The organism is Flavobacterium panici, assembly GCF_903819335.1.
Taxonomy (GTDB): domain Bacteria; phylum Bacteroidota; class Bacteroidia; order Flavobacteriales; family Flavobacteriaceae; genus Flavobacterium; species Flavobacterium panici.
This window is the reverse complement of sequence record NZ_CAIJDE010000028.1, coordinates 67604-89448: the sequence shown is the minus strand read 5'-3', so window position 1 is coordinate 89448 and position 21845 is coordinate 67604. Positions and strand designations below refer to the sequence as shown.

General features: G+C 36.9%; 20 protein-coding genes and 1 pseudogene. 19 read left to right on the top strand and 2 right to left on the bottom strand.

Going from position 1 to position 21845, the window contains the following annotated elements:
- Positions 1 to 224: 224 nt before the first annotated feature.
- Both tilS and FLAPXU55_RS03110 read left to right on the top strand, forming a co-directional pair.
- Positions 225 to 1535, top strand: coding sequence for a tRNA lysidine(34) synthetase TilS (tilS, locus tag FLAPXU55_RS03115; RefSeq protein WP_180856524.1), 1311 nt, complete (start codon positions 225 to 227; stop codon positions 1533 to 1535).
- Positions 1536 to 1558: 23 nt separating this feature from the next.
- Positions 1559 to 3622, top strand: a complete 2064-nt coding sequence (locus FLAPXU55_RS03110) for a protein-disulfide reductase DsbD family protein (RefSeq protein ID WP_394368083.1) — start codon at positions 1559 to 1561, stop codon at positions 3620 to 3622.
- 359 nt (positions 3623 to 3981) lie between these two features.
- On the opposite strand, the gene FLAPXU55_RS03105 is transcribed toward FLAPXU55_RS03110, so the two are convergent.
- Complete coding sequence (locus FLAPXU55_RS03105; protein WP_180856522.1) at positions 3982 to 5298, bottom strand: ammonium transporter; 1317 nt, start codon at positions 5296 to 5298, stop codon at positions 3982 to 3984.
- 316 nt (positions 5299 to 5614) lie between these two features.
- Here FLAPXU55_RS03105 and FLAPXU55_RS03100 point away from each other — a divergent pair, with 316 nt between their 5' ends.
- Together FLAPXU55_RS03100 and FLAPXU55_RS03095 are read left to right on the top strand one after the other, a co-directional pair.
- Positions 5615 to 6586: a Gfo/Idh/MocA family protein gene (locus FLAPXU55_RS03100; protein WP_180856521.1), complete on the top strand. Its 972-nt coding sequence runs from the start codon at positions 5615 to 5617 to the stop codon at positions 6584 to 6586.
- 79 nt (positions 6587 to 6665) lie between these two features.
- Positions 6666 to 7505, top strand: a pseudogene (locus FLAPXU55_RS03095) (YifB family Mg chelatase-like AAA ATPase); the annotation flags it as partial.
- A 203-nt stretch (positions 7506 to 7708) separates the two neighbouring features.
- Here the strand turns inward: FLAPXU55_RS03095 and FLAPXU55_RS03090 are convergent.
- Positions 7709 to 8461: a hypothetical protein gene (locus FLAPXU55_RS03090; RefSeq protein WP_180856520.1), complete on the bottom strand. Its 753-nt coding sequence runs from the start codon at positions 8459 to 8461 to the stop codon at positions 7709 to 7711.
- 103 nt (positions 8462 to 8564) lie between these two features.
- On the opposite strand from FLAPXU55_RS03090, the gene FLAPXU55_RS03085 reads away from it, so the two are divergent.
- From FLAPXU55_RS03085 to FLAPXU55_RS03015, 15 genes are read left to right on the top strand one after another with little or no spacing between them, the layout of a single operon-like run.
- On the top strand, positions 8565 to 9221 hold the full coding sequence (locus FLAPXU55_RS03085) for a sigma-70 family RNA polymerase sigma factor (protein ID WP_180856519.1): 657 nt from the start codon (positions 8565 to 8567) through the stop codon (positions 9219 to 9221).
- A gap of 37 nt (positions 9222 to 9258) precedes the next feature.
- A complete protein-coding gene (locus FLAPXU55_RS03080; RefSeq protein WP_180856518.1) occupies positions 9259 to 9723 on the top strand; it encodes a transposase in 465 nt (154 codons plus the stop codon).
- Positions 9698 to 10903 (top strand): phage terminase large subunit, encoded by a 1206-nt coding sequence (locus FLAPXU55_RS03075; RefSeq protein WP_180856517.1) that lies wholly within the window; start codon positions 9698 to 9700, stop codon positions 10901 to 10903. Before FLAPXU55_RS03080 ends, FLAPXU55_RS03075 begins: the two co-directional genes overlap by 26 nt.
- Before the next feature lie 13 nt (positions 10904 to 10916).
- The gene (locus FLAPXU55_RS03070) at positions 10917 to 11159 is read left to right on the top strand and encodes a hypothetical protein (RefSeq protein ID WP_180856516.1); all 243 of its coding nucleotides are present in this window, start codon (positions 10917 to 10919) and stop codon (positions 11157 to 11159) included.
- Positions 11160 to 11543, top strand: a complete 384-nt coding sequence (locus FLAPXU55_RS03065; RefSeq protein WP_180856515.1) for a hypothetical protein — start codon at positions 11160 to 11162, stop codon at positions 11541 to 11543. It begins immediately after the preceding gene.
- A gap of 50 nt (positions 11544 to 11593) precedes the next feature.
- Positions 11594 to 11800 (top strand): hypothetical protein, encoded by a 207-nt coding sequence (locus FLAPXU55_RS03060; RefSeq protein WP_180856514.1) that lies wholly within the window; start codon positions 11594 to 11596, stop codon positions 11798 to 11800.
- Positions 11801 to 11819: 19 nt separating this feature from the next.
- Entirely contained in the window at positions 11820 to 12272 is a 453-nt protein-coding gene (locus FLAPXU55_RS03055) for a hypothetical protein (RefSeq protein ID WP_180856513.1), read from the top strand.
- On the top strand, positions 12266 to 12688 hold the full coding sequence (locus FLAPXU55_RS03050; RefSeq protein ID WP_180856512.1) for an HK97 gp10 family phage protein: 423 nt from the start codon (positions 12266 to 12268) through the stop codon (positions 12686 to 12688). The genes FLAPXU55_RS03055 and FLAPXU55_RS03050 overlap by 7 nt, the downstream gene beginning before the upstream one ends.
- A complete protein-coding gene (locus FLAPXU55_RS03045; RefSeq protein ID WP_180856511.1) occupies positions 12660 to 13037 on the top strand; it encodes an HK97 gp10 family phage protein in 378 nt (125 codons plus the stop codon). Before FLAPXU55_RS03050 ends, FLAPXU55_RS03045 begins: the two co-directional genes overlap by 29 nt.
- Positions 13030 to 14235 (top strand): hypothetical protein, encoded by a 1206-nt coding sequence (locus FLAPXU55_RS03040; RefSeq protein WP_180856510.1) that lies wholly within the window; start codon positions 13030 to 13032, stop codon positions 14233 to 14235. The genes FLAPXU55_RS03045 and FLAPXU55_RS03040 overlap by 8 nt, the downstream gene beginning before the upstream one ends.
- Positions 14235 to 16745: a hypothetical protein gene (locus tag FLAPXU55_RS03035; protein WP_180856509.1), complete on the top strand. Its 2511-nt coding sequence runs from the start codon at positions 14235 to 14237 to the stop codon at positions 16743 to 16745. Before FLAPXU55_RS03040 ends, FLAPXU55_RS03035 begins: the two co-directional genes overlap by 1 nt.
- A 30-nt stretch (positions 16746 to 16775) precedes the next feature.
- The gene (locus tag FLAPXU55_RS03030) at positions 16776 to 17297 is read left to right on the top strand and encodes a hypothetical protein (protein WP_180856508.1); all 522 of its coding nucleotides are present in this window, start codon (positions 16776 to 16778) and stop codon (positions 17295 to 17297) included.
- A gap of 2 nt (positions 17298 to 17299) precedes the next feature.
- Complete coding sequence (locus tag FLAPXU55_RS03025) at positions 17300 to 19627, top strand: coiled-coil domain-containing protein (protein ID WP_180856507.1); 2328 nt, start codon at positions 17300 to 17302, stop codon at positions 19625 to 19627.
- Positions 19628 to 19681: 54 nt separating this feature from the next.
- Entirely contained in the window at positions 19682 to 20806 is a 1125-nt protein-coding gene (locus FLAPXU55_RS03020; RefSeq protein ID WP_180856506.1) for an XkdF-like putative serine protease domain-containing protein, read from the top strand.
- A 13-nt stretch (positions 20807 to 20819) separates the two neighbouring features.
- Complete coding sequence (locus FLAPXU55_RS03015) at positions 20820 to 21836, top strand: hypothetical protein (RefSeq protein WP_180856505.1); 1017 nt, start codon at positions 20820 to 20822, stop codon at positions 21834 to 21836.
- Positions 21837 to 21845: the final 9 nt, after the last annotated feature.

Here is a 21845-nt window from a genome sequence, read left to right as displayed (position 1 = left end):
GATGTGAAAAATATAGCCACAGATTAAAAGGATTTAAAGGATTTTTTTGTTTCACGCAGATTCTGCAGATTTAACTTAAAGTTTAGAAATAAATCATTTTAATCCTTTAAATCTGTGGCAAAAAAATAATTCGTGAAAATTAGTGTAATTCGTGGCAAACAAAAAAATCACTGCTTAACATTTCATTTAAAAATAGATAAAATTTAATTTGTTACTTTTATCAAATGCTTTCAAAATTCCAAAACCATATCAAATCCAGATTTCCATTTTTAGCTGGGAAAAAGCTCTTTCTCGCTGTCAGCGGGGGCTTAGACAGTATGGTTTTACTGCATTTATTAAAACAATTGCCGTATGAAATTGCCGTTTTACATTGCAATTTCCAGCTTCGCGGCTTAGAAAGTTTCGGTGATCAGAATTTTATTCAGGAATATTGCGACCAAAATAACATTCCCGTTTTTATAACGCAGTTTGATACCGAAGCGTTTGCAAAAGATTATAAACTATCTACACAAGTTGCGGCGCGAGAACTTCGTTACAGCTGGTTTTATGAACTTCTGGAAGAAAAAAACTTCGATTATATCTTAACAGCGCATCATGCAGATGATAATCTGGAAACCTTTATTATTAATTTAACCCGCGGTACAGGATTAGAAGGATTAACCGGAATTCCAGAAGAAAACGATAAAATAATACGTCCGCTTTTGCCATTTTCAAGAGAAGAAATTCTGAAATATGCAGAAGAAAACAATATCGAATGGAGAGAAGACAGCAGTAATGCATCTAATAAATATTTGCGAAATAAAATTCGCCATGATTTAGTTCCCCTTCTAAAAGAAATCAATCCCAATTTTTTAAATTCGTTTCAGAAAACACAATCCTATTTGCAGGAATCGCATGTTATGGTTGAAGATGCGTCGATTATGATTTATCAGCAAGTTGCAAAAGAATCTGGCGATGATATTCATTTCGATTTAAATCAATTGAAAAAACTTCCCAATTATAAATCGTATTTGTACCAATGGCTGAATGAATTTGGTTTTTCGGCATGGAATGATATTTATGATTTAGTCGAAGGGCAATCCGGAAAGCAAGTTCTTTCTGGAGAATTTCGATTATTGAAAAATAGAGAAACTTTGATTTTAAGCCCGGTTTCAGAAATGTCAGAAAATGAAGAATTTGAAATTGCTGCAAACGATACAGAAGTTAATTTTCCCTTAAAATTGAAGCTTTGTCAGGTAGACGACATTACAATAGATTCAAATAAAGCTATCTTTGTGGACGCCGAAAAAATCCGGTTTCCTTTGATTTTACGTAGATGGAATGAGGGAGATGTTTTTCAGCCTTTTGGAATGCATGGAAAGTCTAAAAAAGTAAGCAAACTTTTTAAAGACGAAAAATTATCGCTGATAGAAAAGGAAAAAACATGGATTTTAGCGTCTGATAATGAAATTGTTTGGATTGTTGGAATTCGACAGGACGAACGTTTTAAAATAAAAAACACCACAAATAAAATACTTAAAATAGAATTGCAATAATGAACTTTAATCAAAACCATAAAATGATATTTTCTAAAAGTATCTGGAATAAAATCACTGTCTTTTTTCTGTTTTTCTTTTTTGCTTTTGCAAGTAATGCTCAAATTTTAGAGCCGGTAAAATGGACTTCTAAAATTGAAAAAAAAGGAAATAATGCCGTTTTAATTTTCGACGGAACAATCGAAAAAGACTGGCATATGTATTCGCAATTCACTCCGGAAGGCGGACCGCTTGCATTAGAAATCGCTTTTAAAAATCAAAAAGGAAACTACGAGTTAGTAGGAAAAGCAAAAGAAGGTAAAACCAGAACTGCTTTTAATGACGTTTTTGGTGTAAATGAAACTTTTTTTGAAGGAAAAGCACATATCGAACAAGAAATTAAAATCATTAACCCAAATTTAAAAACAGTTGATGTAGATTTTGATTTTCAGGTTTGTAAAGAAGTTTGTATCAATTCAAATAAGAAATTTTCTATTGCAGTTCCTTCAACCTTTAAAATGGATGAAGTTCCGGTTATAGCACCAGCGCAATTGGACGAAACTAAAAGAACTGGTTTAGCAATAGATACCGTTAAAAAAGAGACAGAAGTTGCTAAAGATCAAACGGTAAAAGCAGAAACTGAAAAAGCGATAAAAGAAGAAATTCCTGCTCCGGCACCAGCCAGAAGTTTATGGTCGATCTTTTTTATTGCATTTTTATCAGGATTTGCAGCGTTGTTAACACCTTGCGTATTCCCGATGATTCCTATGACGGTAAGTTTCTTTACCAAACAAAGTAAAAGCAGGGCAAAAGGAATTAGAAACGCGATTATTTACGGACTTTCTATTATTGCTATTTATGTAATTTTAGGTCTTATTGTTACTAAAATATTTGGTGCCGATGCTTTAAATGCTTTGTCTACAGATGTTTGGTTTAACTTGATTTTCTTCGTGATCTTAATCATTTTTGCAACTTCATTTTTGGGAGCTTTTGAGATTATGCTGCCAAATTCATGGGCAAATAAAGCAGACCAGCAGGCAGATAAAGGCGGAATAGTTGGAATATTGTTCATGGCTTTGGCTTTGGCAATTGTATCATTTTCATGTACAGGGCCAATTGTTGGAACTTTATTGGTCGAGGCAGCTTCAAACGGAGGAATTGCTCCGGTTGTTGGAATGTTAGGGTTTTCATCGGCATTAGCTTTACCATTTATGTTGTTTGCTATGTTCCCGGGCTGGTTAAATTCATTACCAAAATCTGGAGGATGGTTAAACACGGTAAAAGTGGTTTTAGGGTTTTTAGAATTGGCTTTAGCATTTAAATTTTTATCAAATGCCGATTTAGTTTTACAATTGCATTTCTTAGAAAGAGAAGTTTTCATTGCCATTTGGATCGCTATTTTCGCAGCCTTGACTTTATATTTATTCGGAAAAATTACTTTGCCTCATGATAGTCCGCTACAGCATATTTCTGTTGGAAGATTGTATTTAGGATTACTTACATTAGTGTTTACAATGTATTTAATTCCTGGACTTTGGGGCGCACCGTTGAAATTAATCAGCGCATTTCCACCGCCGCCGCAATATAGTGAAAGCCCGTTTGGAGTAGGAGGATCTGGAAATTCAGGTTTGAGTGCTGATGTAAAAGGACTTCCGGAAGGTGCAGAATTAGGTCCTCACGGAATTATGGTTTTCCATGATTATGAAGATGGATTAGCGTATGCAAAAGAAATCCATAAACCAATTATGCTTGATTTTACGGGTTATGCTTGTGTAAACTGCAGAAAAATGGAAAACAACGTTTGGTCTGAACCAACGATTTTACCAATCCTAAAAAATGATGTTGTTTTGATTTCTCTTTATGTTGATGATAAACGTGAATTGCCAAAAGAAGAGCAATTTGTAACTGCTGCAGGAGATAAAATCATTACAGTTGGCGACAAATGGACAGATTTTATGATCTCCAAATATAAAACCAATACACAGCCTTTATATGTTATTACAGACTTAGAAGGAAATAATCTGCATACTTCTAAACCAACAATTAGCTATGTAAATGCAGATGAATATTTAAATTGGTTAAAAGAAGGAATTGCTAATTTCAAATAAGTTATGAATTAAGAGATATCCTAATTCTTAATCTGTCTAAAGATTTAAAATCTTAGCACCTTAAGAAATATAGCCCGCGGTTTCAACCGCGGGAACACAATCAATATCAAATCTCGATTTTATGATGTGTTCCACGATTGAAATCGCGGGAAGAATATAATCAATATCAAATCTCTATTCTATGCGTCCCACGGTTGAAACCGGGGGCTATGTTTTAAGAAGTTTATGTTTTAGATCTGTTTTTAATCTAAAATCTACACTCTACACTCTGAAATATAAAAGGTTAATTCAAACAAAAAAGCACTCTAAATAATATAGAGTGCTTTTTTTATCAGCAAGTAGTATATAAAAATTATTTTCTATAAGAATTCTCCGTGTTGAGAGATATCTAAACCTAATTCTTCTTTTTCTTCAGTAACTCTTAGAGGAGTAATTTTATTTACAATGAAGAACAAAATATAAGAACCTACAAAAGCGAAGATTGAAACGATAACTAAAGCAGTTAACTGGTTGATGAACAAAGTTGGAGTTCCAAAGATCAAACCTTGGTTATCACCAACAACAGGGTTAATAGCTTTTGAAGCGAAAACACCAGTTAATAACATACCTACCATACCACCAACACCGTGACAAGCAAATACATCAAGAGCATCGTCGATTTTTCCTTTAGGGAATTTGCTTACTACAAGGTTGCTTACAATTGCAGCAAATAAACCAATGAAGATTGCGTGAGAAATGCTAACGAAACCAGCAGCAGGAGTAATGGCAACAAGACCTACAACAGCTCCAATACAAGCCCCAAGTGCAGATAATTTGTGTCCTAAAATTTTATCAAGGAAAACCCAAGCCATTGCAGCAGCGGCAGCAGCAACTGTAGTTGTTCCTAAAGCTTGTACAGCTAAACCATTTGATCCTAATGCAGATCCTGCATTGAAACCAAACCATCCAAACCATAGTAAACCTGTTCCTAATAATACATACGTAATTCTAGCAGGATTAACTTTTTGAATTTTTCTTTTTCCTAAAAAGATTGCTCCGGCTAATGCAGCCCAACCAGCGCTCATGTGTACTACAGTTCCACCAGCGAAGTCAAGAACTCCCATTTTAAAGAAAACTCCATCAGGATGCCAAGTCATGTGAGCTAAAGGAGTATATATAACGATTATGAATAAAACCATGAATAACAAATAAGCCCAGAAACGTACACGTTCTGCAAAAGCACCTGTAATTAACGCAGGAGTAATGATGGCGAATTTGGCCTGAAATAATGCGAATAACATAAACGGAATCGTTGGTGCAAGACTCCATGCAGTGTTTGTTCCAACACCTTCAAAGAATAAATTAGAAGATGGATTTCCGATGATTCCTCCAATTGTAGGACCAAAAGCTAATCCAAAAGCAACAACAACCCATAAAATTGTAACAATTACCATTGCCATAAAACTTTGAAGCATAGTACTGATAACGTTTTTCTTACCTACCATACCTCCGTAGAAAAATCCTAATCCTGGAGTCATTAACAATACAAAAGCAGTTGCAACGATCATCCAAGCCGTATCTCCCGTATCAAATTTTACAGCTTCTGCCGGAATTGGGTTATCGGCGATGATGAAATTCGATATAAAGGTTAGTACCAAAATAGTGATAAGAATCACACTTAAAATAATTTTTCGCATAGTTATTTAGTTTTAAAATTTTTGATAAAAGTATAAAATGATTTAATACCCCCTAATAAAATAGAGTCTAATGTTTAATTTTTGTTAATTTTTAAATTTAACCCCCTCAATTTTGAATCTATTTGTTAAAACAGACTTAAAATTTACATTTTAGCAGCGTTTTTTTTTACTTAGTTATCAAATCGAATATTTTTCCTATTTTTTTAATACACTTTTTTGAGTTAAACTTGTTGTTTGTTATCTAAAAACATCTAATTAGATTTATTGTTGAATTATATTTAATGTTTTTAACACTTTTTGTAATTAAAATTTAAGAATGAAAAATCAGAAAATAAAGTGGGGAATAATTGGTCTGGGAAACATTGCACATCAATTTGCAGCAGATTTATTATTGGTTGAAGATGCAGAATTACTTGCTGTTGCTTCACGGGATATTTTGAAAGCAGAAGAATTTGGAGCAAAATTCAATGCTATGAGAATGTATAATTCTTATGATTTACTTTTTGAAGACAAAGAAATTGATATTATATATATTGCTACACCTCATGATTCGCACGCTGAATTGTCTATAAAAGCACTCGAAAGTGGTAAACATGTTTTATGCGAAAAACCAATTGCACTTTCGTATAAAGATGCCGAACGTATGATTGAGGCTTCTAAAAAACATAATAAGTTTTTTATGGAAGCTTTCTGGACACGATTTATTCCGGTGGTTCAGGATGTTTTGGCAAAAGTTGAAAGCGGAATTATCGGCGAAGCCAATTACATAAAAGCCGATTTTGCTTTTATAGGAAATGATGTAGAAGGAAGCCGACTTTTTGATAAAAACCGAGGAGGCGGGGCATTATTTGATATTGGCGTTTATCCATTATTTCTCTCCTATATAGTATTCGGAATCCCTAAAGAGATAATCGCAAAAGCTGTTCATCATAAAAATGGAATTGATTTACAGACCTCCATGATATTACAATATGAGAGTGCACAATCTATTTTACATTCTTCTATAGTTTCAGAATCTGATATGAAAGCCTTGATTAGCGGAACAAAAGGCCGAATCGAATTAAATTCTCCGTGGTTTATGGCCGATGGATATTCTGTTTTTAAAGAAGAACAAGAATCAGTTTATAATTTGCCGACTCTTGGAAAAGGATATGCTCATGAAATTATGGAATGCAATAATTGTATTAGAAATGATCAAATTGAAAGTGAACTTTGGTCACATCAGAATAGTTTGGATTTGAGCAAGATTGTTGAGGAGATTAAAACGCAGATTAGACTTCCATTTTAAAATTCTTTATTTGTAATAAAATATTTACATTTTAATATTTTTTTCATTAGTTTTAAAAACAATTAATGAAAGGAATATTATGTTAGTAAAAGTTTACGGAAGTGCCGTTTTTGGAGTTGAAGCAACAACGATTACGATCGAGGTTCATATGGATAAAGGAATTGGTTATCATTTAGTTGGTCTTCCGGATAATGCCATAAAAGAAAGCAGTTACCGAATCGCGGCAGCCCTCAAAAATAATAATTTAAGTTTTCCCGGGAAAAAAATCACGATAAATATGGCGCCCGCCGACCTTCGAAAAGAAGGTTCTGCTTATGATTTGCCTCTTGCAATGGGAATTTTAGTGGGTTCAGATCAGATAAAAGCACCGGAAATTGAACAATATGTTATTATGGGTGAACTTTCTCTTGACGGAAGTTTACAGCCTATTCGTGGCGCATTACCCATTGCCATAAAAGCAAAAGAAGAAGGTTACAAAGGTTTTTTTCTGCCTATTCAAAATGTAAAAGAAGCTGCAATTGTTGCCGGTTTAGATGTTTACGGCGTTTCAAATCTGCAAGAAGTAATTGATTTTTTCGCAGGAAAAGGAACTCTTGAACCAACCGTAATTGATACAAGAGCCGAATTTTACAAAACCCTGGATTTTCCTGAATTTGATTTCTCAGACGTTCGCGGACAGGAAAGTATAAAGCGTTGTATGGAAATTGCGGCTGCCGGAGGACATAATATTATTTTAATTGGCCCGCCCGGTGCCGGAAAAACAATGCTCGCCAAACGTGTTCCAAGTATTTTACCGCCAATGACTTTGCGCGAAGCACTTGAAACTACTAAAATTCATAGCGTTGCCGGAAAATTAAAAGAAGTAGGGTTGATGAACCAGCGTCCGTTTAGAAGTCCGCATCATACTATTTCTAATGTTGTGTAATTAAAATGTGTGGTGTAAAATAACATAAGTTAATTGTTTGAAATAATGTTGTTTACGATTCTGAATCAATTAGTATTTGATAACTTTGTTTGGATGATTACAAAGTTTTTAATAAAGATGGTCTCGAATACATTTGCTGTCCTAGTGTTCCTGAAAGTGATGGAACTATTATCGATTGGATTCCCATTGGCTAATAATTATTTTAATTTTCTCGCAATAAGTAGAGTAAAATCAAAAGTTTTCGGTTCCTCATTACCATTATTGCCAGGGTAATTATATGCAGACAATTCAACGTATTCTTTAGTTAGTGATACAATTACGACATTTGAGAGTGATTGAGGCACAACCAATATAATAGGAGGTTTTTCAAATTCGGGTAATTTATCACCAATTATCGTATACAAGTCTTTAAAATAATATCGTGTAATTAGATTTCCATTATTTGGAATAATGGGATTATTAACTTGTAAATTATTTATAACATAAAAAGTCTTGTCTAAAATATTTCTTTTCTTTATTACATCAATTGTATCTTTTAACTGTAAAAGTTCCTTGTTTGATGAAATCATCGCTTTTGAAAATTTTATTTTACTTAAATCTAGCATTTTAAAAGAATTATCATAAGTTCTGATTCGAGAATCATATTTTAAAATACTTGAATCCAATAGGGAAATCTTTTTGTCGTATTCACTAAGTTTAATATCAAGGGAATCTGTTTTACTTTTAAATTCCTTAACGAAATTTTCATATTTATCCAATCCAAAAAAGCCAGCAACAGCAATTATTATTACTCCCACAGATGATAAAAATTGAAGTTTATACTTCAGTTCATAATATCTATCATCACCAAGGTTGCTGACGTTACTTTGACTGCTAATTTTTCGCAAACTTATGTATGACATAATTGCGAATACTAAAATCACGACTAAAAAAATGTAGATTAATGTCATTTACAGCATTTAATTTGATGTGTTGAAATTAGATATCTCATATTAAAAGACTTTACCTTTTAAGAATTGCCTTTATAATTATTTTATAAACATAAATAAAATAATGAAGCAATTTCATACAGAGTTAAAAAACATTTCAACTCGTATACCATATTCTGAACAATTAGATTTATTTAAGGAATATAAAGAAACTCAATCACTTTTAAAAAGAGATAAAATTTTTAAAGCAAACTTAGGTTTGGTTTTTTTCATTTCTAAAAAATTCAATTCAACAAATATCGAGGATGCAGAACAGTTCGGTTTCATAGGTTTGGTCAAAGCAATAGAAAATTTCAACCCAGATAAAAATATAAGATTTTCAACCTACGCAATTAAATGTATCACCAACGAAATACAAACAGGGTTGAAGCTGGTTAACAATATTGTTAGCGTTCCAGCATCCGAAGCCAAGAAAGAAGACTACCAAGCCCCGACATATTCATCACCCGAAGACTTTGAACTTGAAGCAGACCCCAACACGGATTTTGACAGAGAACTATTTTGGATTATTGTCCAGCAGATTTGCACGCAGGACGAAACCGATTTACTGCTTAAACGCTATTGTTATGAGGAAAAAATGACGCTTGCTAAGATTGGCACGAGTTGGAACTTATCGCCTGAACAGTTGGGTGACGTATCAAAGCAATTAGTTTGGAAGAAGCTAAACCGCATTCTTAAGAAGTTAAGAAGCAATGAAATACTAAAAAAATATTACGCTTAGGTTTTACTTATACTCGATTCGATTCTATAATATCAGTATGAGTAAATACAAGAAATACACAGAAGAAGAAAAGCAAGACGCAGTGCGTAGGATTTGCGACGACATTGCAAGCGGAAGCCCTTTAACGGTAACGTTGCAGACATACGGGGTTGTATCACCTTCAACGTTTACAATGTGGTTAAAGAAAAATCCTGAGTATAACGATATGTACAAAGAGGCACAAAAGCACAGAGAAAATTTTTTGTTTGATGAAATGATGCGAATCGCATTTAGCGACAGCCCGAAAGAAATAAAGAAATACCGAGGCGGTGAACTTGTGGAAACCATTGTTAAAGATTCGGTTGACGACAGACGTTTAAAAATCAATACTCTTAAATGGATGCTTGGGAAAATGAACCCAGCAAAATATGGTGAAAAGGTAATCGTTGACGATACGACAACATCACCGATAACGTCGATTAAATTTATAGATATTAATGCAGCTGATGATAGCACCGCTTAAACACCAAAAAGAGTTTCTTTTATCTAATGCGGTACACACTGCTTTAATTGGTGGATATGGTGCGGGAAAGTCACACGCTGGGGTCTTAAAGACAGTCATTAAAAAGATTGAGTATAACGGTTTAAACGTGGCGTATTATCTGCCAACGTATGCACTTATCAAAGATATTGCTTTGCCTAAGTTCAGCGAGATACTAACGGATTTTGGTATTAAGTTCAAGATTAACAAGCACGACAATACAATTACCACGGATTACGGTAAAATCCTATTGCGTAATATGTCCGACCCGAACAAAATCGTTGGTTATGAAGTGGCTTATTCAATGATTGACGAAGCCGACACACTGCCAAAGGGTAAAATGTCTGATATATTTATCAGAATCCTAGGGCGTAACAGGTTAAAGTTGCCAAATAACCAGCCTAATTGTGTTGATACGGTTTCAACGCCTGAGGGTTTCGGCTGGCTTTATGAGTTTTTCGTCAAGGAATGGACAACAAACAAGAACGTAATTAGAGCACGAACGTACGACAACCCATTTTTGCCAGCTGGTTACATAGAAACCCTACGAGAATCTTACAGCGAGGCTTTATTTAATGCCTATATCAACGGTGAGTTTGTCAACTTGAACAGTTCGAGCGTATATAAATCGTTCAACAGAAAGGTAAATCGTTCAACTGAAACCATACAGGACGGCGATTCTTTATATATCGGGCTGGATTTCAACGTTACAAAAATGAATGCGGTTGTGCACGTAATGAGAAACGGTGCTATACACGCAGTTGATGAGATTACAAATGGGTTTAATACGCAAGATGTTTGCGACATTCTCAAAGAGAGATACAAAAACAATAAAATATACGTCATACCCGATGCGTCAGGTGCATCGAGAGCAAGCAACGGAGCAAGCAATTTCGATATTATCAAATCAAATGGTTTCACCATTGACGCACCACGTAAAAACCCATCGATTAGCGACAGGGTAAACAGTGTTAACCTAGCTTTTGAAAACGGGCAGTACTACGTAAACGATACGACTTGCCCCAACTACACCGAAGCACTGGAAAATCAAGTTTACAAAAACGGTGTTCCTGATAAGTCGGGCGGTTATGACCACATCACCGAGGCGGGCGGTTATGCTGTGTTTAAAAAGCTTTACGGTATGAAATCACAGGTATTATAAAACACTAAATTATATGGTTAAAAAACAGCCTTGCACGACGTGCAAACAGCAGCCAGCAGACCACAACGAAATGAGTATTAAGATGCTGGTTAACATTTTTCCGTTCCTGAAAAACGTTTATAGAGAATTGAAAGAAACGGAACTAGAGAGCGAAGAGGTTTTCAAAGAACTATTCAGCGATAACGACATTGTTGATTTTGGATTGCTTAAAGCAGTGTACAAATTTCAGCAATTAAAAAATATAATCAGCAAATAAATGCCCAGAGTTACAGACAGAATTTACAGAACCAAAAATGATATTCCTTACTTACCCTTATGCAAGTTTAGCGAGGACATAAAAGGAAACGAAACCGATATTGAACTTATTAAACGCAAGGTTAAGGAGTACTTTAAAACAACTGATTTAGACGCATTCAATAAAGCAATGCACACCGACCCGAAACGTGTTAAGTTCAGATACAAGTACGACGGTGATTTAAGCGTAATAGACAAGTTTATCGACGTTGATACGTTCCAGCGTGAAAACGATTTTGAGGCACTTCTTAAAATCCTACTTAAACCTAAGTATAAGCTCATCCCAGTTGACGTAAACAAAGTAAGCCTTGCCGAAGTTGAAGTAATTACAAAGTCTTTCTTGTAAGCTTGTTAAGCTATAAAGAGCGATACCCGTATATATTCAACCCGCCTTATATGTATCAGCCGCCAGCGGAAGAAACACAGGGCTTATACGAGCGTAAAGCGTTTAACGAGCATTACGGGGGTTATCCTGAAATGTATTATTTGATAACAAACGGAGACTTAAGCAAATACAAAGAGGTTGACAAATGGAAAACAGACGATTTTTTCTTTTGGGCTGAATACCTATTGCGTAAAAGACTGGTCGAAAACATAAAGTAGTATTAACACTAAAAACTAAATGAATGAAATATATCTATTAAACGACTGGCTTATCAAAGAATTTCAAAAGAATGAACTGGTAAACACAATTTCAACGTTATCAAGTCTTCGAATTGATACCCAGTTAGCCAATATTTACCCGCTGGTGAACTTGGATTTGCAAGATACGGATATTACAGAGAGCCAAATCTTAGCAAGTTATCGTATTACGATAGTCCAACAACGTGATTTTAAAACGTCGCAAACAGATAACAAACTCTTAACCGATTCGAACTACATCGACAACGTAAGCGAGACACATTCAATTGCGCATAAGCTATTAAATAAACTGCTTAGAGACTACAACGAATTGAATATTGAAATTACATCACAATCAACGCTAAGACAACTTAAGGACTGGTCACGCAATTCACTAGACGGTGTGCAATTCGATTTAGAGTTGGCAATCCCTAACCAAGGCACGATATGTTAAGCGACGACGAAGTAAGAAAGATTGCACAACAGATTATTGACGAAGCCAAAGCAAAGGCACACGTTGACCAAGGAACGCTTAAACGTTCGATAAGCTACACGGTGACAAACGGTAAGTACATCTTTAGACAAATGTATTACGGGTTTTACGGAGAGGACAACCCAAGCGGTATTAACTCAAAACTTGAACAGATAGCCCGAAGGTTGATGCCTAGGGGTGTCGAATATCAGGTTATTGGTACAGACTTCAACGGCAGGATAAAAGAACGAACCGTAAAGAAAAGCGGTAGAACAATTGAGAAAAGCCCGACCCCTGCACTAAGCAATAAACAGACAACATCAAACCTTAAGAAGCTTGTCGAGACACTAAAAAAGTTACGCAAAAACGATGGAGATTCAGAGAAAACGAAGAACTAAGGAACAAATAGAAGCCGATAAGATTATCAAAGAAGAACTTTTAAAACTCGGTGAGATTATTTACGACGAAGCAAAACAGAATTCTAGGGTTGCGCAGGACACTTTTTACAAGACCGACCGAGTGCGCCCAGCTGGAAGCCTGAACAAGGCAGGGGGTACGCTCAGAGATTCGATAAACTACAGGGTTGAGAGTGATACAACGCTTTGGCTTGGACAGGTTTATTACGGAGCGTATCAGAACCCAAATGAATTAATGCAGTCGGTTGACAGACATATCGACGAAGCAACAAAAACAATTGTAACACAAATAACGGAAATACTCATACAACCATTTACAACAAATGCCTGATTTAACAAACGACTTAAAAACAGTTATCGACGCACCCGATAAAATCCAGTTTTGCAACAGTCCAATTCATATTAGACAAACAGCGGTTAACGTTGGTAATCAGATAAAAAAAGTAACACATTATCTTTGGATTTGGAACGCTGACCAAAGCACTGAATTAGGGGAAGCAAACCAAATCTTAGTAAAGGAAATTGTTAGCCGTTCAGACGAATATATTACAATCAACATTGCCGACTTAATCAAATCATATTTAGTAAGTCCTGAGAATGCACCAAATACAAATCAACCGCAATTTGCTTGGAATCCTTACTCATTGCCAGCACAAGCGGGGCAGGGTGTATTTTTCCAAATCATAACCGAAGTATTAGAACAAGAACCCGTAACCGACGCTATCGTATCAACTACGGTTGTACGTCCTACTTGTTTTGCAACAATGGGTTATAGATGGAACTACGAACAGAACTCAGGGGTAACTAACGGAATTACACCGAACAAATCAGACATATTCAAAGCGGCCCCGCTGAGATACTACAACCAATACATTGATAACTATTTCGAAAATACTTTCAACTTCGGTCAGGCGGTAAGTACTTGCACTAGCGGTAATATGATTTCACAAACCAAAATCACACCGTCAGCACGCCAAAGCTTTTGCGCAAAGGACAGCTATTTGATTGTGTTTTTAAATAAGCTGGGCTTATGGGATTATTTTACACCATTTGGTAAAACAATAATTTCAAGCAAGACAAGTGTAACAAATTCAAATAGAATGTTTAGAGACCCAAGCAGAATTAATAACTCGCAGATACATTCAACGCTTAGGGACACAATAGACGTGACACAGACATACATAATTAACACGGGTCATATTGACGAAACGGCAACACAATTGATTGAAGAACTTATTTACAGCCCAAAGGTTTATTTAATTCGTTTCAGTGATGAAAGAACATCGACAGAGGTTACAGGTATCACGGTCGATAATACTTATATCACGGTTGACGATACTACAATTACGGTTGATAATGATACAGTAACGGCTGAAAGCTTAGGTTACTTTTCAACGTTCCAGCAAATACCCGTAATCATTTCAAACCCTGAGGAACTTGTTAATATGACAAGGCTAAACAATAAAGTTAACATCGAATATACAATAAAGTTCGACGAAACTAACAACAAGATACTAGATATTAAATAATGCAACAGGTAGTTACCGAAATTTATATAGCACCTTTCAGCGGTTCAACAGATTACGTTAAACTTGACATTAGCGAAGACGAATCAATCAACGTAAAATATACGCAAAAGGACTTAACAGATTTAAGCAAAGTATTTGCGCCTTATTCTTTATCGTTCAGCATTCCAGCAACACCGAAGAACCGCAAGGCTCTTTTGTTCTTTGGTGATACGGACATACAGAAAGCCAACATTACAGGCTCTTTTCCCTGCAAGATTTACACTGACGGTAATTTAAACCTAACAGGAAACTTCAACGTTGAAGAGGCGAAATATGATAATAACGGTATGACCTCAATACAGGGAAGTTTTGAAACAGATTTTAAAAGCCTTAAAGAGCGAATAGGTGACGACTTAATCAGTGATTTGGCAACAGTCTTAACAGGCTCAACCAGCTTACAATATACGCCAACGGTTGCAAGAGATTCTATACACGCAAAACAATTATTATACAAGGAACTAGATTACGTTAACAGCGGAACAACCAGCGCAAACGACATTGTAATTAACTACATAACACCTCTTGCATCAAATAACCGTGTTTGGAGTTATAGCCAAGTTGAGGACGTAACCGACAATATCGCATATAGCACAATATATAGCGGTGCAACGTTAACGCCAATTGAAACAACTGAATTGAAGCCCGCAATTAGTTATCGTGCGTTGGTTGAAATGATGTTTAAGAAATACGGTTTGCAGGTTAATATGCCACTTAGAAACGACAAGATGTTTAATGAAATGTATGTTTGGGTTAATGGTGCAGCTTCGGAAGAGAAGCTTAGCGACAACAACGTAATTAATTTTAGTAACCAATTCAACACAATATATTGTCAATTATTGATATTCGACGCATTTAACCAAGGTGTGCAATTTCCTGCCACACCTGAGATTGTACCGTTCTTTGGTACTGACATACCGCCTGGTTTTTTAGTGGGCGCAGAGCCTTTTAAGTATCACGTTTCTAATAGTTTAAAAAATGGTTTCGGTGCTATTAAAATCAATATTGGTGATAAAGCAACATTAAGTATGCCCGATATTTTCACGTTGCAAAGAACAACAAAATATATCAGGTTTAGTGTTCAGTTGACAAACCTTGTATTGCAGACCGCAAGCGGAAAAATAAACATTTCATTACGCAGACCAAATGGGACAAAAGCACCTGCAGACTGCGAAGAAATACTTAACGCTTCGGTTGATATGGTGACAGGTAATAACAACGTATTTGTTGATATCCCTGACACACTTTTCGATAATTACACAGAAGGTTACGAACTATATCCATCGATTGAATTCTATTTATTATTTAAAGCCGACCTAGCAAGCTGGGAAGTTACCAATATATACACACAATACGGTTACGCCAATGAGGACGGGGGGTGGTTACAAGGTTATAATGTAATTGCACAACGTTGTTTTTCAGATGGTAACGAAAAATTCAGGGCTTCGGGCGGTATCGACTTTGTACAGTCACTGCCAAAAATGAAAGTCGTTGATTTCTTTCAATCATTCCTTAAGACATTCAACTTATCGATTTATAACCCGATTGTAAATAAAAATCAATTGCAGATTTTAAGTATTGAGGACGTTAACGAAGAACATAAGATTTACGCTAAGAAAGAAGTTGATTATACATCATATGTAAACGCTTCAACTTATACAAAATCGGTTCAGGATAAATACAATAAATACAACTTTAAGCACACAACGAGCAAGTATAAATCTAACGTTGACTACGTGGCAGGTAATACGGCAGGGTTGGAGTACGGACAAATAAGTCAGGACAACAACAGCGGTAAGGCTAACGAGTTCAGCGTTGTGACTAATTATACAATCATACCACCAAGAGGTGTTTTAAATACAAATCTGCAAACGTATTATGGATTTAGTAACGAAGCGACCGACGAACAGAACCGTTACAAACCAATCAATACCGAGCTTGTTTTATTTGTAAATAACAATCTTGCATACTTGTCTAATGGTGTGCAACTTGGGTTTTTATTGGCTGATACGAATATCATCCCAATTAACAGTTATATGTTAATGTTGCCTTGGTTCGCAAATACTAAACAGTCTCTAGGTTTCAGCGTACTAATTGACGACGTGAGCGGTGACAACACAAACAAAGACAAAACCGAATCATTGTACCAAAGATATTATTCGGCTCAAACGACAAGACTTTTAAATGTTAATTCACTTTCGCACAAGTACGATTTATACTTGCCTAGTTCCGAAATCTATGTTAACCCAACAAGAGGGAACGAACCGCCAACAGGGTTTAGACTTCAAAATGATATTATCATCGGTGAAACCCGTTTCAGTGTGTTGGATGCGAACATCGATATTACGACAGGGAAGACAAAATTAACCTTGTTGAATTATATAACACTAGACGATTTAAACAACGGTATTGTTCCGACTGAATACAACTATAATCCGACGGGTTACGATTCAACACAATACCAAATACTATAACGAAAAAAGAAAAAAATATGATTTTAAACAATGGCTTTAACCATCGAAGAATTAAAAGAACTTGTAAACACAAATTTAGCTGATAACAGCAACATAGAACCTGCTGAGCATAGAGCAGTTGAACTAGCTTTAATTGATTACTTGGAAACACTTCAACCAGTATCAACAAGCGGGCAGCCTCTTAATCGTGGTATGATTACAGCCAACAACGGGAGTTTTGGAGGTGTTGAGGTTGGTATCGAATTAGGTATTCAATTATCCGACCGTCTGCGCCACTACGGAAATACTAACAGTGTTTCGTGTGTGTCAATGCCTAACAACACTGTCATTACGGTTAACCTTCAAAACTCACACCCAAACAATAACTACATCGTAAAAAGCTGGTACGAACAAGTGCCGACAAGTTCGGTATTGCTTCAAAACGGGTCTTCATTAGGTAAGAACGTCTTTAAAATTATTTCACCGTCTCAATTTCAAATCATTTTAAAAGAATGGACTGGTGAGGTACAAGCATTACGATTACACTTTGAAACAGTGAGTTACGACTACTAAGAATGGCAGAACAAAACGAGAACATAGAACAAAATATTAACCTGAATTTCAATACCAATGCAAATGAAATACAAAGAACGGTTAACAACCTAGCCGACGCAATCGACAACACAACTGACAGCGTAAGCGACAATACGAGCGAATCGGAAAAAAACGCCAAGGCTCAAAAGGAACTCAAAGCGCAACTAGATTTAGCAGTTAAAGAACTTGCCAAAATGGCAAATCAATACGGGGCAAGTTCAAAAGAAGCCATAAACGCAGCCAAAGCGGTAAGCGACTTACAAAAGCAAATCACCGCAACGGCAGACAGTACGAGAGACTTAAACGCAACCTTTGAGGAAGTTTATGGAGAACTGCAACCGCTTACTACACGTATGGGGGAAGCCGAAGACCGTCTTTACGAATTGGCACTTGCTGGACAACAAGCTAGCGAAGAGTACCAAGGATTATTACAGGTTGTTGGTGAGTATAGACGTACGCAGGTTTTAACAGATGCGGCAGTCGATGCAGCGGCAGCAACCTTTAAGGATAAGTTAGGAGCAGCTACACAAATTGCGGCCACTGGGATAAATTTTGCGGCCAGTGCGATTGGTGTATTGGGTGTTGAAAGTGAAGACGCAACCAAGGTGCTTGCCAAGATGCAAGCTGCTATGGCTTTCGCTGAGGGTTTAAAAGGACTTGCTGAACTTGGGGAACAGTTTAAAATTGTACGTATGGCGATTATTGCCAGCGCAACAGCTACAGAAGCACAAACAGCGGCCGAAGAAAAGAACATTATTGCAAAGGGCTTAAGTGCCGTTGCTTCGGGTATTCTTACAGCTGCCCAATGGGCGTATAACATCGCTTTGGCGGCCAATCCAGTTGTTGCAATCGCTTTGGCGGTGGCAGCTCTTACGGCTGGTATTTGGTTACTTGTGTCAGCACTGGCAGCCAATGAAGAAGCGGAAAAGAAACAGACAAAAGCGGCAGAAGATAATCTTAAGGCTCAAAAGAAACTTACCGAAGCTAGAAAAGAGGCTTTCAAACAGTTGGAGCGTAACAACAAACTTGAAGAAGACCTTGCCGAAGCCAGCGGAAAAAGCGCAAAAGAGGTTAACGCCTTGGCAAATGCACATATCAACGAAGCCAGCAGATTAAGTCAAAAGAACGCAATGATTGCGAAGACCAACTTTTTACGTGAGCGTTCAATCCTGTTAGACCTGAAAGAAAAAGACGCAAGCGAAGAGGCTTTAAAAGCGCAAAAAGAAGCAATGCTTAACGCTTATAACGAATTGCAGGACTATAACAAGAAAACCAACGATTTAAAAGAGGAACGAATTGACCTAAATAACCAGTTTTTAGTTGATGAAACCAAAAGGGAAACGGACGCAAGAAAAAAGGCTTACGACGAACAGCTTAAAGCGCAAGAGGATGCCAATAAAAAACGTCTTGACGAGATTAAAAAAGCAGCCGAAGCCGAAGCCGAACTTAAGAAGAAAATTGCTGAGGACTTAAACAACCTAGAAATACAGACATTTCGAGCAAATCAGGATATGAACGCAAAGACAGCCCAAGAAAAGCTAGACTTGCAGAAAGAAAGAGACTTTGCAGAGCTGGAAGCGTTCAGACAAAAGGGTGAAGACACGGGAGACCTGCAAGCATTGCTAACTGAGAAGTATAACACGCTTCAACTAGAGTTAGACAAAGAGAGCAAAGAGGCTCAATTGAAGCAAGACACCGAATATTGGGCGGCTCAGGCAGATTTAGCCAAAGCAAATGCGGATAAAGAAAAAGAAATCGCAGACAAAAAACTTGCACAGAAGAAAGCAGAGCAGGACAGTATCAATGCTTTAGGAACTGCGGCCCTATCTGCTGGTAAATCGTTATTCGAAAAGAACAAAGCTGTACAAAAAGGTATCATTGTCGCAGATGGTGCAGTTGCTTTGGGTAAGGTAGCTATTAACACGGTTGAGGCTGTTTCGCAAGATATGGCAAGCAGCCCGTTAACCTTCGGTTTGCCTTGGTCAGCGGTTCACATTGCAACTGGTGCGCTTGGAGCGGCCAGCATTATTGCCAATACAAGTAAAGCATTAAAAGCCGTAGGGGGTGGGGGTAGTGCTGGAACTGCAACAGATATGCCGACAAGCCAAACGTCAAGCGGTGGAGGAACAAGAACACAGGCAACCGCAGCACCTCAGGTGAGTTTTCAAGCATCTAGCGAGAATCAGATTGCCAGTGCTGTTGCTAAGAATTCGCAAAACCAAGCACCAATTAAAGCTTATGTTGTAAGTTCAGAAGTTACGACACAACAAACATTAGACAATAAGAAAGTTGAAGCTAACAGCTTCTAAAAAAAAATAACCCATAACGTTTACTTTCAGTGCTTTTCAATCTATAATATTCATATGAAAAAGTATGAATTAGTATTTAGTAAAGACCAAGAGGGTGTATTTAGGGTTTCACTTGTGAAAGACCCAGCACTCGAAACTACTTTACTACACTTCAACGCTGAAAAACCTCAAATTTTCCACTTCACGCAAGACGAAAAACAAATCGTTTACGCACCTGCAATGATACCTAACAAGTTAATCTTTAGAGCAGACGTAAATGGTGAAAACGCACAGGTTTTCTATACGTCAGACACAATCGACCAGTTGCAAAAAAACTACTTCAAAAACGGTCACAACTCTACAACCAATATCAACCACAACCAAAAAGAAAACATTGACGGGGTTTATCCTTTCGAATCTTGGATTGTTCAAGACCCAGCAAATGATAAATCTAATGCAATGGGTTTCAACTTACCCGCAGGTACTTGGATGATGGGCTATAAAATCGATAACCAAGAGGTTTGGAACGAGGTAAAAAACGGAAATCTTGACGGTTTGAGCATCGAAGCCCGCCTTGGGTTCAAAGAGGTTAACAATAATGAGAATTACAATAAGCAGACAATGAACAAAAAAAGCATTTTCAAATCAATCAAAGATTTTTTTATGGCTAATGAGGACAAAAAAGAGTTCGCAAGCGGTGATAAAAAAGTATTTGCGATTGAATTAAAAGAGGGTGAAATCTTGACAGACAAAGCGGGTGAACCAATGGCAAATACAGAGGTTGAAATCGACTCAAAAATCTATAAAACTGACGATTTAGGAACGATTACAGCAATTGAAGACAAGCCAGCCGAAGAAGTACCAGCAGAGGACACACCAGCTGAAGAAATGGCAGACGAAACGCCAGCAGATGCACCAGCTGAAGACCCAAAAGCAGAGGACGCACCAGCTGACGAGCCTGCAAAGGACGACCAAGGAGACCTAAAAGCGGAAAACGAGCAGTTGAAAAAAGACTTGGCAACAGCCCAAGAAGAACTAGCGAAGTTACAGGCTGAAAAAATCAAAGCGGATGCAGAACTAACAGAAATGAAAGCGCAAACGCCAGCAGCGGAAGCAATTAAAAACATACCGCCAGCAACCACAAAATCATACGACGAAATGAGCAATTTCGAAAAAATGCAACATAACAAGCAAAAGTAATATTAACTAAAAAATGGCAATAAATTATGCAGGGGGAAAGAAAAACCCTGATTTAGAAGAAATTCAATCAGAATTATATGCAGATTCTAAAACGCTTAGAGATAGAGTAATCGACATTCAAGAAGGTTTTAAATCAGGTGCGGACGTTTACGAATCTAAAGTAAGCGTAACAATGAAAGCGGGTTCAACAGATGCGGTAACAGCTGACGGAACTATTGACTTAAGCGCAATCAAAACAGGTGTTGCGTTAAAATCAATTGAATATAGTGACGTTATCGACGACGCTGTTTTATTCGGTACAAGATTTGAAAAATCAATGGCTAAGGGTGCTTTCAACCAAGTATCTGACGAGTTTGATAAAAAAGTCTTGATTCAGGTTGCGCCAGCAATCGGGGAAGACTTAGAAAGCCACTTATGGAACGGAGCAACAACAGCTACAAAATCAGCAGTTGCAGCTTTAACAGGATTATCAGCTTCATTCAAAGCAGCAGTTGCAGCAATGCCAACAAGCGAATTCGATTCAATCCCAGTAAGAGCGTTATACAACGACTCAAACAGCAAAACGGTTGCGGGTGCAGGTATTGCTGACACAGTTAAATTAACTGGTACTACATACACAGCGGCAAACATCGCAGCTGAATACGGTAAATTATACCTTGGTGCGCCTGACAAAGTAATCAACGCTACAAGTTCAGAACCTAGAATCTTCGCACCATTAGCACACAGACAATTAATCAAAATCGCTAACAACTCAGTTGGTGCAGCTTCAAATATCAACTTCCTTGTTGAAGGTTCAGGAGCAAACGAGGTTATCTCATACAACGGTGTTAAAATCGAGTTTCACCCAATGGTAGGAGTTGTAATGTTAACATTACCTGAGTACTTAAAAGTTCTTTTAGACTTAAGCGGTGATGCTTCTTACTTAGAAGTTGACAAAATGGCGAACGGTGCTCAAAAAAGATATATCAAAAACAAACAATCAATTGCAACGTGGGTAACTAACCAAAGATACATCACAATTCAAGGATAAAAATAACAA

Bases quoted from the DNA above. Each gene is read 5' to 3' on its own strand.
- FLAPXU55_RS03105 (WP_180856522.1), bottom strand. From the start codon at position 5,298: ATGCGAAAAATTATTTTAAGTGTGATTCTTATCACTATTTTGGTACTA.
- FLAPXU55_RS03025 (WP_180856507.1), top strand. From the start codon at position 17,300: ATGGCAGAACAAAACGAGAACATAGAACAAAATATTAACCTGAATTTC.
- FLAPXU55_RS03060 (WP_180856514.1), top strand. From the start codon at position 11,594: ATGTATCAGCCGCCAGCGGAAGAAACACAGGGCTTATACGAGCGTAAA.
- FLAPXU55_RS03070 (WP_180856516.1), top strand. From the start codon at position 10,917: ATGGTTAAAAAACAGCCTTGCACGACGTGCAAACAGCAGCCAGCAGAC.
- FLAPXU55_RS03085 (WP_180856519.1), top strand. From the start codon at position 8,565: ATGAAGCAATTTCATACAGAGTTAAAAAACATTTCAACTCGTATACCA.
- tilS (WP_180856524.1), top strand. From the start codon at position 225: ATGCTTTCAAAATTCCAAAACCATATCAAATCCAGATTTCCATTTTTA.
- FLAPXU55_RS03020 (WP_180856506.1), top strand. From the start codon at position 19,682: ATGAAAAAGTATGAATTAGTATTTAGTAAAGACCAAGAGGGTGTATTT.
- FLAPXU55_RS03090 (WP_180856520.1), bottom strand. From the start codon at position 8,461: ATGACATTAATCTACATTTTTTTAGTCGTGATTTTAGTATTCGCAATT.
- FLAPXU55_RS03040 (WP_180856510.1), top strand. From the start codon at position 13,030: ATGCCTGATTTAACAAACGACTTAAAAACAGTTATCGACGCACCCGAT.
- FLAPXU55_RS03065 (WP_180856515.1), top strand. From the start codon at position 11,160: ATGCCCAGAGTTACAGACAGAATTTACAGAACCAAAAATGATATTCCT.
- FLAPXU55_RS03080 (WP_180856518.1), top strand. From the start codon at position 9,259: ATGAGTAAATACAAGAAATACACAGAAGAAGAAAAGCAAGACGCAGTG.
- FLAPXU55_RS03075 (WP_180856517.1), top strand. From the start codon at position 9,698: ATGCAGCTGATGATAGCACCGCTTAAACACCAAAAAGAGTTTCTTTTA.
- FLAPXU55_RS03110 (WP_394368083.1), top strand. From the start codon at position 1,559: ATGATATTTTCTAAAAGTATCTGGAATAAAATCACTGTCTTTTTTCTG.
- FLAPXU55_RS03030 (WP_180856508.1), top strand. From the start codon at position 16,776: ATGGCTTTAACCATCGAAGAATTAAAAGAACTTGTAAACACAAATTTA.
- FLAPXU55_RS03035 (WP_180856509.1), top strand. From the start codon at position 14,235: ATGCAACAGGTAGTTACCGAAATTTATATAGCACCTTTCAGCGGTTCA.
- FLAPXU55_RS03055 (WP_180856513.1), top strand. From the start codon at position 11,820: ATGAATGAAATATATCTATTAAACGACTGGCTTATCAAAGAATTTCAA.
- FLAPXU55_RS03015 (WP_180856505.1), top strand. From the start codon at position 20,820: ATGGCAATAAATTATGCAGGGGGAAAGAAAAACCCTGATTTAGAAGAA.
- FLAPXU55_RS03050 (WP_180856512.1), top strand. From the start codon at position 12,266: ATGTTAAGCGACGACGAAGTAAGAAAGATTGCACAACAGATTATTGAC.
- FLAPXU55_RS03045 (WP_180856511.1), top strand. From the start codon at position 12,660: ATGGAGATTCAGAGAAAACGAAGAACTAAGGAACAAATAGAAGCCGAT.
- FLAPXU55_RS03100 (WP_180856521.1), top strand. From the start codon at position 5,615: ATGAAAAATCAGAAAATAAAGTGGGGAATAATTGGTCTGGGAAACATT.